Below are 14,349 nucleotides of genomic sequence, written 5' to 3' on the forward strand. Positions count from 1 at the left end.
GGATGAGATGGTGGAAGCGTATGTGTAACGGATGCTGCAGAGTTCCATTTTGCTTCGAGATGGTGACATACACGGAGATACAGGGGGAACACCCCGTTGCGGGTCGGGCCGGTCGCGATTCATACATTTAGGGGCAAGTCCCGGAAAATTCCGCTCAAAACGTGTCAGAACTCATTTCCAATGGCAATATTCTGTCATGCTCAAAAAATACAGGCTTCTGTTCTGGTTCGTTTTTCCCTTTTTGATATTTTCGACTTCCTCTCCTATTACGTTTGCTGCTCCGATCACGGCAGATTTGGTAGTGTATGGCGGCACGGCCTCTGGAGTGGTTACAGCCTATGCCGCGGCGAAGGAAGGGCTTCATGTAATTTTGCTTGAGCCCGGTTCTCACCTAGGTGGCATGGTTACCGGCGGATTGTCGGCTACCGATGTTGCTTACTTCCCGATTATTGGAGGTTATGCCCGCGATTTTTACCGTGAGGCTGCGGCACACTATGGAGTTCATACGCTGAACAAACATAGTGATTGGTTGTCTGAACCCAAAGTGGGTGAAGCCATATTTACGGAGTGGCTTCAGAAGACTGGAGTTGAGGTCCATTTTCATGAACGGTTGAAAGAGAAGCATGGCGTAACCATGTCGGGCTTCCATGTCCGCTCCATCAAGACCGAAGACGGCCAGATATGGCAGGCGAAGGTATTTGCCGATTGCAGTTATGAAGGTGACCTGATGGCGCAGGCTGGGGTGAAGTACACCGTAGGCCGCGAGAGCAGGGAAGTGTACAACGAAGATCTTGCCGGCGTTCGTGTGGATACCCCGAAGCACCAGTTCCTCTGGAAGATCTCTGCCTATGACGACAAGGGAAAACTGATGCCCGAGGTCATGCCGGGACCGATGGGAGCGGATGGAGCAGGCGATAAAAAGGTCCAGACTTATAATTTCCGACTAATTCTGACAAACAATCCTGCCAACAAGCTGCCCTGGACAAAACCTGAGGGATATAACGTCGCCCAGTTTGAGCTACTGGCGAAATATCTGAGCCAGTGGAAGGAGAACATGCACCGGGAACCGAGGATGGGCGATGTAATGAATCCAGTGGCGATCCCGGACAAGAAGGCTGATTTCAACAATAACGGAGCCTTCTCCACGGACTATATCGGACACAGCTGGGATTATCCGGACGGAAGCTACGCAAAACGGAAGAGGATCTGGGACGCCCATCTTCTATATACGAAGTCGTTCTATTGGTTTCTCGCCTCCGATCCTCGTGTCCCTAAACCTCTGCAGGATGAGGTCAATAGCTGGGGCAGGACAAAGGACGAGTTTCAGGATACAGATGGCTGGCCCAACCAGCTTTATATCCGCGAAGGCCGGCGCATGATCGGCATGTATGTGATGAAGCAGTCAGACCTGCAGACCAACCGGACTAAGCCCGACTCGATTGCGATGGGCTCTTATAACAGTGATTCGCATAACATCCAACGAGTAGCCATGCCGGATGGAAGCGTCCGGAATGAAGGGGACGTTCAGGTTCCGGTGAAACCTTATGAGATCGCCTTTGGCACCATCCTGCCGAAAAAATCAGAGACGAATAATCTGCTGGTCCCGGTCTGCCTCTCGGCATCGCACGTGGCGTATTCCTCGGTCCGGATGGAGCCGCAGTACATGATGCTTGGACAAGCGGCTGGAGTGACGGCGGTGCTTGCTATTCAAGGTAAAAGTGCTGTCCAGGATGTCAGCATTGCGGCTCTCCAGGAGAAACTGCGAAGCCAGAAAGTAATCCTCCATCTTGATCAACAGGTACTCGGAATCGGCGTGGAATAGGCATAAATCTTTGAAAACAGAGGAAGTATTGCGTGACGTAACAGCTTGGAACCTCCTAAACTCTATCGAGCAAACGATAGTGCGGCGGTAACGGAATAGAGCAAATCTGATTCGGATCGAAGGTGTCCATCCGAATTCGTAAGAGTTTTCGGGTGAGGCCATTCATGGAGAAGTTTTGAAAATAGCTGCTCAGCTATTCGTTATAGGTCTGTTCTATGTGTTTCTTGGTTTTGTGCAAGGGCAGATTGCGAATGGTGTTATTACCGGTCGCCTGACTGGTACTCCAGGAGCCATCGTGTGGGGTGGAGATCTTTCAGAAGAGACTTGGTCATCCGCGCGGTTCCTTCAGAGTTGTGCGCACAATCGCATCTCAAAAAAGCAATTCTTATCCTTATTAATCAGCTGGTAGGGAGGGAACACCAAACTTCTTTTCTGCCGCAGAAACCAGCAAGTTCGTTGCAGTGATTCCTGTTTCTGTTATTTCTCATTTAATATGAAACGTCTGCTTCGTTCTGGCGGGGCGGGCTTGAGATCAAGTACGAGGACAATTGGTTGGCGCTTTATCTTGCCGTAGATCTTGGTGGAACCAAAACAGAGTATGTTCTTGCCGACGAGACGCGCGAGCTTGCGCGCGTTCGTGGGGGCACAATCAAACGCATGCGTACGGATGAGGGGACGGCAGACCAGAACTTCATTCAAGCATTAGCAGAGCTGGAGAAAAAGAGCGGGTTGTCGATCAGGGATGTCGCACGAAGCTGTGTTGGAGCAGCAGGAATTACGGTGGCACTGGTGACAGATTGGGTCCGCAAGGTCTTTGCAGAACACGTGGGCGGCGAGCTGATTCTTGTTGGGGATGTCGAGATTGCGCTGGATGGCGCATTTTTTGGTGGCCCTGGCGTTCTGGTCATGGCGGGCACAGGCTCAAATGTCGCAGGGCGTTCGAGCACAGGAAGATTGACCACTGCAGGCGGATATGGTCCGGCACTGGGTGATCAGGGCTCTGGAGCCAGGATTGGCCAGCAGGCGTTGCGGGATATCTTTATTGCCATCGATGAAGAGCGAGAGACGACACTTTTGCCTGCCATCCTGAAGCTGTGGGATCTACCGGGAATCGATGAGCTGGTAGGGTATGCGAACCGGATACCTTCTCCGGATCTGACGAAGCTGGCTCCTGTCGTGCTCGCCTGCGCTGAGGCAGGCGATGCCGTAGCACAGCAGGTGCTTCACCGTGAAGCGGAGGAACTGGCCCACCTTGTACGGATCGTGATCAACCGTCTTCGCAAAGATGACCCACGGCCAGACTGGATTCCAGACCTGGCTTTTACCGGGAGCATTCTGGAGCACGTAGCTCCGGTGCGCGAGGGTATCGTGGAGGAGCTTCGACGCGATACCCCCGCACTCAAGGTTATTCCAGGAATGGTCGATCCTCTGCTGGGAGCCCTTTGGAGGGCCCGCCACGGATAAATCATGCTCGCAGAAGCTCAGGATGCGTTTCGGCAAGTGTGCCGAGCAGTTCGCCGAAGAGCGTGTTGGCCCAGGCGAACCATGCACGGGTGAAGCGCTGAGGATCGTCTTTGAAGTAGCTTTCGTGCATAAATCCAAACCCGACGGCCGATTGTTTCAACATCTGTAATGAGTGGCGAATCTCATCGTTGCGTGTGCTGGTGAAAGCATAGATAACCTGCGACATAGGCCAGATCATGTCGCGGCCAACATGCGGACCTCCGATGCCTTCCCCTGCGCTTCCACGGAAGAACCAGGGATTGCGTTCGCTCCAGCAGAAGGCACGAGTGCGGGCATAAAGAGCAGGATCGGGTGAACTGGCGAGGTAGGGAAGCGCTAGCAGGCTCGGTACATTTGTATCGTCCATCAGGAGCTGGCTTCCGAAGCCATCGATCTCAAAGGCCCAGATTGTTCCTTCGGGGGTTGAAGCGATTGCGTGCTGCTGTAGTGCTTGCTCCACTTCGGTAGCGAGAGCGGCTGCCTCGTTTGCGAGTGCATCGTCGTGGAGGATGGTCTTTGCCATCTCTGCGAGCTGGCGAAGAGAGGTGACGGCGAAGAGATTCGAGGGAACGAGAAAAGGGAAGATGCAGGCATCGTCTGAGGGGCGGAATCCCGAGGCGATGAGCCCTACGGGTTTAACGGGATTGCCAAGGCCAGAAGCGGGAAGTGTCTCGGTAGATATATCGGAGATGCGCTGAAAACGATAGGGTCCATCGCCATTCTTGCGTTGCTGGACGCGGAAGGTGCTGACGATGAGCTTCATGGCTTCACGCCACCGTTGATCGAATGGACCGGCATCGCCTGTCTCTTTCCAATAACCATGCGAAAGGCGAATGGGGTAGCAGAGAGAGTCGATCTCCCACTTGCGTTCTCCCACGCCGCGTTTCAGATCGGTCTTGTCCTTGAGGCTCCAGGACAGAGGAGGAGCGTTGAGGTCGGCCATGAAGGCGTTTGCGTAGGGATCGATGAGGATACAGCGAGCTTGTCGCCGGATGACACCTTCGAGCAGATTGCGCAGCCGTCGATCGTTTTTGGCAAGCGGAAGATACGGCCAGACCTGAGCAGAGGAATCGCGCAGCCACATGGCGGGGATATCGCCTGTGATTACGGCGGTATCGGGTTTGCCCTCGAAGGTGCCGGGTTCGACCGTGGTATCCAGTGTGTTGGGAAAGCAGTTATTAAAGAGGGTATTGAGCGTTGGATCAGCAATGTGCGTGGAACGTTCTTTCAGAAAGGCCTCAACGGCATCGCTGACGAAGCGACGTTCTGAAGGCGCGGGGCGCCCCTTCGACATATCCCAGGGAGCTTTGGTGGCGGGAAAGTCTGGCGATGTCTGCGGAGAGGCATCACTCGACTGCTGGCTCGCATGAAGAGATCCAGGAAGAAGCGTGACGGCGGTGGCGGAACGAAGAAATTGGCGTCGGGACGGTGTGGCTCGCAAAATATCCATCGACTGCATTCTGTCACAGTTGCCGGTGTGATAGCGCTTACGCGAGAATAGAGGCCATGCCGGTACGTTTCTTCGGAGCGGCGAAGTACGCTGCGACAGCCATCCTCGAACTTAGCATCAAATCGGAGAATCCATGATCAGCCGTAGAAGATTTCTTGGGCGTAGCGCTGCCGTGTGCGCTGCCAGCGCTCTTCCTTTGGACAATATTGCCCTTGCTGCCGTGAGTCCTTCAGAAGATCCGCTTCGTTGGGTGGATGCTCGGATCGGTACCGGAGGACATGGGCATTGCTTTCCTGGAGCTGCGCTGCCGTTCGGAATGGTGCAACTGAGCCCGGATACCTTCAACGATGGATGGGACTGGTGCTCGGGCTATCACGTCTCCGATAACTCCATTATGGGATTTAGCCATACGCATCTGAGCGGGACCGGTTGCGGCGACCTGCTTGATTTTCTGGTCATGGCAGGAACAGGTACAGCACATCTTGTTCCGGGAGATCGCAGCAATCCGGACACAGGGTATCGCTCGCGTTTTGACCATGCAGACGAACGGATGGAGCCTGGCTACTACTCTGTCCTGTTGAAGGACTACAAAGTACGCGCGGAGTTGACTGCGACCGAACGCACAGGGCTGCATCGTTACACATTTCCTGCAAGCGATCAGGCTTACCTGATCCTCGATTTGCAGCACGGATATGGCCCAGGAGCCGGGCCATGCGATTCTGCTGAGCTGCGTCAGGTTGCTCCCGATACTCTCGCGGGTGGAAGAAGGACTTCGGCATGGGGAAAGAATCGTCATGCTTATTTCACTCTGAAGGTTTCCAAGCGTCCGGATCGCATCGTCTTCTACTCGGACGACAAGGAAGTTCCTGCCCCTACCGGATCGGAAGAGCTGAAGGGGAAGAATCTGAAGTGCGTTCTCTACTTCAAGACGAAGGCGAATGAGCGCATTCTGGTGAAGACCGGCATCTCAGGTGTCGATAGCGATGGTGCGGCAAAGAATCTTGTTGCAGAGGCCCCGGAATGGGAGTTTGATAAAGCTCGTACCAAGGCGCGTGAAACCTGGCGACGGCAACTCTCGAAGATCAGCGTGGCCGGCGCGAATGAGACGCATAAGCACATCTTCTATACGGCTCTCTATCACTTGTCGTTAGGGCCAACTCTTTATGACGATGTGGATGGACGCTATCGCGGCATGGACAATCAGATCCATACGCTGGCTACCGGTGAGCATAATTTCTCCACGTTTTCGTTGTGGGACACTTTTAGGGCCGCACATCCGACGTATACGCTTATCGAACAGGAGCGCGTGCCGCTATTCGTAAATACGTTGATCCGTATGGCCGAACAGAGCCCCGAAGGAATGCCGATATGGCCGTTGATGTCGACTGAGACAGGAACGATGACCGGGTATCACTCGGCAGCGGTGATCTCTGAGGCCTGCAATAAAGGGTTCACCGGCATCGACTACGAGAAAGCTTATGGCTTGATGATGAAGCGTGCGATGGTCGATGACTGGCGAGGTCTTGGCTACTATCGCAAGCTCGGCTACATCCCTGCGGATCGAGAAGGCGAATCCGTCTCGAAGACCTTCGAGTATTGTTACGACGACTGGTCGATCGCTCATGTCGCACGCAAGTTAGGGAAGAGCGACGATGCTGCAATGTTAGCGAAGCGCTCTACGAACTACCGCAACTACTTTGATAAGTCGGTTGGATTTATGCGGCCTAAGCTCGAAGATGGGAGTTGGACTTCGCCTTTCCGTCCGATTGACATGGGCCATTCGAAGAAGTGGCGCGACTATACCGAGTCCAATGCGTGGCAAACGACCTTTGGAGTTCAACACGATGCGGCAGGCCTGATTGAGTTGTTTGGTGGAAACGAGCCCTTTGTCACGAAACTCGATGGGCTTTTTACCGCTCCGAGCGATCTCCCAGAGGATGCACCGCCGGATATTGCGGGCCTGGTAGGCCAGTATGCGCACGGCAATGAGCCATCGCACCATATTGCGTATCTGTATGTCTATGCGGGAGCACCGCACAAGACCCAGGCACGCGTTCGCAGCCTTTTGGAGACGATGTATGCCGCCAAACCCGATGGAATGCAGGGTAACGAAGATGTCGGGCAGATGTCGGCGTGGTACATTCTCAGCGCTTTGGGGTTCTATCCCGTCGATCCGGTGAGCGGAAACTATATCTTGGGCTCGCCTTTGTTTGAGAATGCAACGGTGGATCTTGGCAAAGGTAAGAAACTTGAGATTGTCGTTGAACGGAAAGACCCAGCTCACCAATACATTCAGTCATTCTCGTTGAATGGAAAGGCACAGCAGCGTACCTGGTTCCATCACTCAGAGATTGCGCAGGGAGGAAAGCTGCTCTTTACCATGGGGCCTGAACCGAATCCTTCCTTGGGTTCAGCGGAAAGCTCGTTACCTCCATCACTGCATCTTGGATAGTTCAAGACAAAAATAGCTATCATTCAACGACGGCGTTGTGGATTCGTCCACAGCGCCGTTTTGCATTTCTGATTAAGCTATTTGAATCTCGCGCAATATTGCATAGAGAGAGGTTGTGAGGCGTTTTGTTGTTACGTCGTTTCCCTGCGTCTCTGATGCGGGTCTATCGAGGCGAAGCGTTGGGTTCAGTGGAGAGAATGCTTCTCCCCCCTCTATTTTTTGTGCCAGCTGATACAGGGTTTGCCTGGACAGCGCCATCGCATGGATGGCAAGAGCATCAGGCGCATTCTCTTCCGATGCAATGGCGTGATGGATGAGACCTGTCTTAATGAGTAGGAGCGCGCGGAGTCGAGGCAGATATCTTCTAGCCTGTTGCAGTACGATCTCTTCCGACGGTGCCTTGGGATATGGCTCAAACAGGGAGGCATCGAGCATCGACCATATCTTGTCGAAATTACGGATCACGTCTCGTGTGTTGCTTTCCAGAATCTTGTCTTGAATTGAAGGATCGGCAAGTTGCGATTTGGAGAGATCAGCGATCTGCCGAATCGTTGCCGTCAACGTATCACGAATCGATTCGGTGGCCGATTTATCCCAGAAGTGATCAAAGATGAGCCACATAGCGCCAATGCCCAGCATGATGCCAAGAACCGTATCGCGTGCAGGAATCAGAGACGAAGTGAGGGAAAATCTTCCTAGATTGACGAGTTCATAGGCAAATACAATCTGCACTCCAGCATATGCAATCCGTGGCCCGGAGGTTGCGACCCAGGCGCCGATAGAGATCATTGCAGCGAAAAGGAACGTATAGCTTAGGATGGAATCAATCTGTGGAAGAATCGTGACCTGTGCGGCAAAGCCAATCACGCAGGCGCCAATTACGATACCGCCGAAGCGCATTAATTGTTTGTGTCTGGCTGCGCCGGTTACGGGAAGTGCAGTCAGGATACAAGTCGCAATCGATGCATTTAATCCAGTCCATCCCACGCTCATATAAAGCATGTAACAGGCGATTGCACTCAATGTTCCACGGACGGCGAACTTAAAATGTTTTCTTCCTGAAAAGGCATCAGATACAAAAAAATGAAAGTTTTGCCTTCGTGGCGAAGCAATTGGACGATTCTCACCGCGGTCCCACATGGTCTGGGAAAAGCTCTCGGAAAGCAGTTCTACGGTACGCTCGATCTCCACAAGGAGGGGGTTATGAACCAGGTGTTCTTCTTGGAGATCGATCCACTCGGCAGCCTGATCGTTCGCAAGGCTCTCCTTCAATGTTCTGAGTTTTTGAATCAGGACATGGCACAGGTTTTCATCGGCGGGAGAGGAGGCATACTTGTTGTCGACAAGTGGCAGGCAAAGATCGACAAGCCTGCCCATCAGAATAACAGCGGTCAAAAGGCGTTGCTCGGTTTCGAATGAGTATTCGGCATGATTGATATAAGCTCGTAGCGTCTCGATGCCGCGCGTTGAATAGCGGCGAAGATCGCGAGCCAGGTTGCCGCTGTCAGCCCACCCGGAGATATAGTTTTGAAGAGTTTTCTCCACAATCGCGATTCTCTCCTCAATCCCTTCAATGACTGCTCCAGAGCGATGTGCACGTGAAAACACAAACTCGATCAGCACGGTCACAAGGCATCCGAGAAGGATCGCGAGAAGCATGAACAGCGTTTGCCGCAGCCGTAGGTCAGCCGTTACGGCCTGATCCCAGATGCCGATTGTGTTTGTAATAAAAAGTCCCAGAGAAAGCGCTGCTTCATACACTCGCATAATGCTCACCAGGTAGAAGACAGCAAACAGACTTACCCAAACCCACATCAGATGAAGGAAAGGTGAACCGGTCGACAGCATCGCTCCGAGAACGACTTCGATCGTTCCTAGCGTGCAGGCTCCCGCGATCCACGCTGCCGATCGCTTGGTCGAGCGGAAACTATCGCGGGAGATGAGAAGAGGCGAATAGGCTCCTAAAACGCCTCCCGGAATGCGGAAGACGATAATGCAGAACATGACGAAAGTGCACGCCAGCACCATTCGTAAAACCAGGATCGGGCGCCCTGGATACCAATTCAACTCGCTCCGTAGAAGTCGATAGAAGGAGGCAGCCCGAGATTCTCCAGTGGCTTTGGGGTGGAGTTCCATCGAGGCGGCTTCCCCATTCATGACTTCGGTCCCATCCCTACAATGGCAACTTCTCCAACTCTCAGGATCTCCTGAGGAGGATTCGTGATTCGGATGCGAACGGGGTAGCGTGAGGCAAGTCGTACCCAGTTGAGGGTCCGTTGGACATCCGGTAATCCTTGCGACAGTTTGCCAACGACATCGGGATCAGGAGTGACGCCATAACCCACGCTCTCGACATAACCCTTCAGTCTTGTATGAAGATTGGCCATAAGGTAGATATCCGCAGGTGTTCCAGCTTGCAGGTGCTGAATCTGGGTCTCGCGGAAGTTGGCAAGCACCCACCATGTTCGTGTGTCGATCAGGGTGAACATCTGCTGACCAACCTTGGCGTATTCCCCTTCGGAAATCGTTAGATTCGTAACTCGCGCGTCGAACGGGGCTACAACACTGCATTGCTCATAGTTGTATCGGGCGAGACGAACTGCAGCGGCTCTGCTCTCACGCTGCGCAATCAATGGCGCAAGAACAAGAACTGACTGGGAGGACGCCTTAACCTGGGCATTTGCTTGTGTCAGTTGGGCGATGGCCTGTTGTTTCTGGGCAGTCGCCGAAAGCAACTTCCCTTTTGCAAGTGCTAGTGCGGAGCGCGCTTGTTCGACCGCGGCGGTCTTGGCATCCGCCAATGACCGAGCGCGTTGTACGTCATCGGGCGTTACAAACTCTTTTACGAGTAGCGGTTCGATACGATGAAGATTGCTGACCGCGTAGTCTGCGTCGGCCTGGGCTTGCTTCAAAGAAGCCTGAGCCTGTGCAATGGCAGCTTCGCTGACCTTGATCTCGTCGTCGGAACGCGTTTCGTTCGCAACAGCATTCTGCCGGCCGGCATTGGCCACATCGACAGTGCTTACCTGTGCGGAGATTCGGCGACTCTCATTTTCAATATCACCTTCCAGACGCTGCTGTGCAGCCAGCGCGTCCTGCAGAGCGTAGAGATATGGGCGGTCGTCGATCTTATAAAGGAGGCTACCCTTTTTCACGAACTCGTTATCGTGGACGGGCAACTCGACGACTGGGCCGGCGACGAGAGGAGCCATGCCGATAATGTTGGCTACGACCTCGGCATCGTCGGTGCGTGGATAGCTCGTGACGGTATAGATGGTTAGGAGCGATGTTAGTACGGCTCCCGTTACGATAAAAGCGCTAATTAGAGTTCCACGAGTGATGGGTGTCGTTGGTGATGTGTTGCCGTTCAAAACAAGACCTCGCTATCGAAAGAGAACAAGCCACAGGCTGCAACTGACGAAGATGATCAGGCACGGATACAGTAATGCAAGCGGCCAAAGCTGCTCGATGATCTTCCAGCGCGCAAAAAGGTAATGAGCAAATGCAGTGACGCCGATACCGACGGCGCAACAAATGATCCAGGCGGGAAAGTATGAACCCAGCACGTTGATCGATGGAGAGAAGGAACAACCGTTTAAGGCGAGCATCATGACCGCGAGAGCGCTCACGGTCAGGCCTTTCAGGATTGATTGGGACACAGCTGGAGTGAAAGTGTTCTTGCTCACGGTTGGTTGCCTTTGGGATGTTGTGTCAGCAGAGAGCCGGTTCTGAAAGCCAGATTCATAAAGGACTGAAGCACCTGTGTGCGCGCCGTGACATCGACAGCTCTGGCGTGGGCGAGGTCGCGCTCTGCGGAGAGCACGTCCAAGATGTTGCGGACTCCGTCTTTGTACGATTCGACCGCGGCCGAATAAGACTCGTCCGAGGCGGCCAGCAACGAGATTGCTGCCTTCCTCTGGTTCAGGGCTGTCTGTGCGTCTGCGTAATCGCTCCATACGTGATCAGCGACTTTGTCTTCCTTCTCGCGTACTTCCTGGACTGCGGTTTCGCGCTCGGCCTTTGCTTTTGCCAGACGGTTCTCTCGTTTGAAGCCGTCGAAGACAGTCCACGTAAGGCTAAGCTTTGCATCGTACGTGTAGGTCTTGCCATAGGTCCCTTCATATTTTTCCTGCTGTCCCCAGGCGCGAAGCCAGCCTTTTGAGCCGTCGAACGTCAGCTTGGGAAAGTATGCAGACCGTGCCAGTTTGATCTCCGCGTCAGCTGCCTTTACTTGCTCGATATTAGCTAGCAGGTCGGGACGCGTCTGGTAGGCGCCTTCGATCGCATCTTCCACTGTCTGGTCCATTGTCTCTGGGATGGCAAGGTTATCCAGCTCCTGGACCTTGAATGTTTTGGTGGGAGAAGCAGTCAGCACGGTTGCTAGATTCCCAAAAGCAGACTTTTCATCCCCGAAGGTGCTCTGCAGTTCGTAGTCTGCCTTAGCTGTTGCGGCTCGCGCTTCCAACAAATCGGGGAGAGTCGCCAACCCATTTGCCTTGCGTTCACGAACGGCATCCTCCACGGCTTGCGCGTCACGAAGATTGACCTCTGCCGCTTTCCGCAGACCAATCGCGTTGAGCAGCTGATAATACGCCGCCGACACCTGCTGGATCAGCACCAAGTGCTCATTGTTGAAGCTGAGATTTGCTGCCAGCAGTCGCGCCTTCGCTGCATTGATCTCATCTCTTCGTGCTCCGAAGTCAACAAGGGTGTAGTCGAGGTTGAGCGCTGTTTCGAACGCTCCAATATCTTGAAGGTAGAAAGATTGATAAAGCAGTGGTGGATTCAAAAAGGTTCTGCCTGCTGCAGAAGCGAGCACCGTCGGATACAGCTCACTCTTTGCGATGCCTAACGAGGCTGCTGCCGAACGTGCTTTTGTCCACGCCGCATGTGTTGAGGGATTATTGTCTTCAGCGATATCGATCAACTGTCCGAGCGTATAGGACGTGTTGTTATCAAGAGACGCTTCATGCCGGTACAGAGGGATGGAGGACGATCCGAAGAGACTTCGAGGGGGTTCCCATGGTGAAGTCGGAAGGGGAGGGGCTTTCTGAGCCTGTAGCGTTGATATCGTTGTAAATGCAAGAAACAAAAGGAGCAAGGCTCCGCAAGGGGTTGGCACGACACCATTGTTTCAATCAGGGTAAGCGATAGTCTTGTACAAAATCGCTTTTTGAAGCTTCGGCACACAGGCTGGTATTATTTTTTATATGGATTCTGAGGGGAATCATTGGGGTAAGCCCTTTGTTGACATCACTTCCGACCACCTCCTGGTAGGAACCGACTCTGAAATACAGTCTGATCATGGTGACGAACCGCTCCATCGTGGAGAGAGTGCGCGCCTCTGGAGGCATGTAAACCTTTATGAGGTTGAACTCTTTCATGGTTCCTATCAGAAATACCAATTTGCAAAACACTTTCATCGTGTTCCCGCGATTGGCGTAGTTGATCGCGGAGCCATGAGCACTTACTGCCGACGCGAAAATCATGTTGTCGGAACGGGAACCGTACTGCTCTTGAATCCCGGCGACGTGCATGCTCCCGCACCTGCAGGGACATCGGGCTGGAGCTTCCGGATGTTTTATCTAGATCCGTCTTTTCTGGCGACGATATCGCCAGACGGTCAGCGGGAGATTCCACGCTTCGTGGCCCCGTTTGTTCACGATCGTGAGCTTGCGAACAAACTATTCCGACTTCATGTGGCAATGGAATCGAAGGGTCAGCGGCTCGAATTCGAAGACACCTTTGTCTCCATTCTACTTGATCTGACACAGCGATATGCCGAATCGCCATCTTCCTCCGCGTCGGTCAAGCAGGATCGTTCCGTAATTGGGATGGCGTTGCAATACTTGGAAACGAACTATCATCGCAATCTGAGTCTCGCAGATCTGGCCAATCTCTCCGCGTATGGTTCATCACATTTTCTGAGGCTCTTCCGGGAGACGGTTGGCCTCACGCCTCATGCGTACTTGACCCAGCTTCGTGTGGAGCGTGGGATGTCTCTTCTTCAGTCCGGCCTGTCGATCGTTGAGATCGCCAACTGCTTGGGGTTTGTGGATCAAAGTCACTTTACGAAGAGCTTCAAAAAGATTCTTGGCGTGACGCCTGGCAGATATGCGAGTTGCTTTGCCTGAATCAAGTGAGGAAGATCGCGTCCTGTCGAAGCATGTTCAGAATATCGCCAAGACGCTATAATCATGTCACCGAGCGGGAGTAGTTCAGTGGCAGAACGTCAGCTTCCCAAGCTGAATGTCGCCGGTTCGATCCCGGTCTCCCGCTCCAATCTTTCATCTTCGTCCTCTTATTTGGATTTAGGGTCTTCAGTTACAAAGCGGGCCAGCGGTTTGCCATCCTCATCATCCAGCTGTAGCTGTCGATCTACGATCTTCCAGCCGCGTACGTGCTCCAGTACCGCAAGGAATTTGCTTTCGGTCTCCATGCCGCGCATACAAGCCATTCGCGTACTGGCGACTCCCTGGATTCGCAGCGAATGGCCATCCAGTGTGTAGGCTCCTGTCAGTCGGTTACAGCCACCTGATCCTGTAACGCGGCTACCTTCCGAACGGAAGGTAAGATTGGCCTCCTGTTGCTGATCGGCTGGAGTAATCGCGCGATCTCCTATCCGTACGAGCTTCCAGTAGGTGTCGCGAAAAGAGGGAGCTCCCTCAGCGGGATTTTCCGCTGCCCGGGAGACGCGACGCATCATCATCATTCCAATCTCGCTCCCATGGCCCTGCGTTAACACTTGGTAACGCAGGGCTGTGGTGAAAAGCAGATGGCCGCCGACCATAATGCGAGCTCGCACCGCATACACGTGGTTTGGCAGAATCTGTGTCGGGTCATAGTGGATCGTAAAGTGAAAGGGAGGGCTTCCCGGTTGTTCGATTCGAGCTTGTCCAAGAGCAGAAGCAGGGGCATCAACTTGGGAGACATCCTCAAGCGTTGCCTCGAAGATGGCATCGGGCGGAAGCGCAATGCGTTCGCGATAGGTGGCTGCTCCGTCAAGTTCCAGGGACTGTTGCGCGAAAACTGCTCCACCTGGCAGGAAAAGAAAAACGACTATGGCGATCCTGCATCCCTTAGCGATTCCTTTCATTAATCACCTCCAACAGCTATCACTAT

The 14,349-nt window shown here is 53.5% G+C and carries 10 protein-coding genes and 1 tRNA gene; 5 read left to right on the forward strand and 6 right to left on the reverse strand.

The window, feature by feature from the left end:
- Positions 1 to 241: 241 nt before the first annotated feature.
- A complete protein-coding gene (locus H7846_RS07025) occupies positions 242 to 1,822 on the forward strand; it encodes an FAD-dependent oxidoreductase (protein WP_255460900.1) in 1,581 nt (526 codons plus the stop codon).
- 552 nt (positions 1,823 to 2,374) lie between these two features.
- The gene (locus H7846_RS07030) at positions 2,375 to 3,286 is read left to right on the forward strand and encodes an N-acetylglucosamine kinase (RefSeq protein ID WP_186695764.1); all 912 of its coding nucleotides are present in this window, start codon (positions 2,375 to 2,377) and stop codon (positions 3,284 to 3,286) included.
- A gap of 1 nt (position 3,287) precedes the next feature.
- On the opposite strand, the gene H7846_RS07035 is transcribed toward H7846_RS07030, so the two are convergent.
- A complete protein-coding gene (locus tag H7846_RS07035; RefSeq protein ID WP_255460901.1) occupies positions 3,288 to 4,775 on the reverse strand; it encodes a glycoside hydrolase family 125 protein in 1,488 nt (495 codons plus the stop codon).
- A 133-nt stretch (positions 4,776 to 4,908) separates the two neighbouring features.
- Between H7846_RS07035 and H7846_RS07040 the strand changes: the two genes are divergently transcribed.
- Positions 4,909 to 7,227, forward strand: coding sequence for a GH92 family glycosyl hydrolase (locus H7846_RS07040; RefSeq protein ID WP_186695766.1), 2,319 nt, complete (start codon positions 4,909 to 4,911; stop codon positions 7,225 to 7,227).
- 72 nt (positions 7,228 to 7,299) lie between these two features.
- On the opposite strand, the gene H7846_RS07045 is transcribed toward H7846_RS07040, so the two are convergent.
- Genes H7846_RS07045 through H7846_RS07060 form a run of 4 tightly spaced genes read right to left on the reverse strand, consistent with a single transcriptional unit; the run spans position 7,300 to position 12,154 of the window.
- The gene (locus tag H7846_RS07045; RefSeq protein ID WP_186695767.1) at positions 7,300 to 9,384 is read right to left on the reverse strand and encodes an FUSC family protein; all 2,085 of its coding nucleotides are present in this window, start codon (positions 9,382 to 9,384) and stop codon (positions 7,300 to 7,302) included.
- Positions 9,381 to 10,598: an HlyD family efflux transporter periplasmic adaptor subunit gene (locus H7846_RS07050; RefSeq protein ID WP_186695768.1), complete on the reverse strand. Its 1,218-nt coding sequence runs from the start codon at positions 10,596 to 10,598 to the stop codon at positions 9,381 to 9,383. The genes H7846_RS07045 and H7846_RS07050 overlap by 4 nt, the downstream gene beginning before the upstream one ends.
- Positions 10,599 to 10,610: 12 nt before the next feature.
- Entirely contained in the window at positions 10,611 to 10,913 is a 303-nt protein-coding gene (locus tag H7846_RS07055; protein WP_222597553.1) for a YtcA family lipoprotein, read from the reverse strand.
- On the reverse strand, positions 10,910 to 12,154 hold the full coding sequence (locus H7846_RS07060) for a TolC family protein (protein WP_186695770.1): 1,245 nt from the start codon (positions 12,152 to 12,154) through the stop codon (positions 10,910 to 10,912). Before H7846_RS07060 ends, H7846_RS07055 begins: the two co-directional genes overlap by 4 nt.
- A gap of 283 nt (positions 12,155 to 12,437) precedes the next feature.
- Here H7846_RS07060 and H7846_RS07065 point away from each other — a divergent pair, with 283 nt between their 5' ends.
- Positions 12,438 to 13,361, forward strand: a complete 924-nt coding sequence (locus H7846_RS07065) for an AraC family transcriptional regulator (protein ID WP_186695771.1) — start codon at positions 12,438 to 12,440, stop codon at positions 13,359 to 13,361.
- Between the two features lie 73 nt (positions 13,362 to 13,434).
- Positions 13,435 to 13,509: transfer RNA gene (locus H7846_RS07070), tRNA-Gly, on the forward strand.
- A 19-nt stretch (positions 13,510 to 13,528) separates the two neighbouring features.
- Here the strand turns inward: H7846_RS07070 and H7846_RS07075 are convergent.
- The gene (locus H7846_RS07075; protein ID WP_186695772.1) at positions 13,529 to 14,323 is read right to left on the reverse strand and encodes an META domain-containing protein; all 795 of its coding nucleotides are present in this window, start codon (positions 14,321 to 14,323) and stop codon (positions 13,529 to 13,531) included.
- Between the last annotated feature and the right edge of the window lie 26 nt (positions 14,324 to 14,349).

It is taken from the genome of Edaphobacter sp. 4G125 (assembly GCF_014274685.1).
GTDB lineage: Bacteria > Acidobacteriota > Terriglobia > Terriglobales > Acidobacteriaceae > Edaphobacter.

Bases quoted from the DNA above. Each gene is read 5' to 3' on its own strand.
- H7846_RS07045 (WP_186695767.1), bottom strand. From the start codon at position 9,384: ATGAATGGGGAAGCCGCCTCGATGGAACTCCACCCCAAAGCCACTGGA.
- H7846_RS07035 (WP_255460901.1), bottom strand. From the start codon at position 4,775: ATGGATATTTTGCGAGCCACACCGTCCCGACGCCAATTTCTTCGTTCC.
- H7846_RS07075 (WP_186695772.1), bottom strand. From the start codon at position 14,323: ATGAAAGGAATCGCTAAGGGATGCAGGATCGCCATAGTCGTTTTTCTT.
- H7846_RS07040 (WP_186695766.1), top strand. From the start codon at position 4,909: ATGATCAGCCGTAGAAGATTTCTTGGGCGTAGCGCTGCCGTGTGCGCT.
- H7846_RS07065 (WP_186695771.1), top strand. From the start codon at position 12,438: ATGGATTCTGAGGGGAATCATTGGGGTAAGCCCTTTGTTGACATCACT.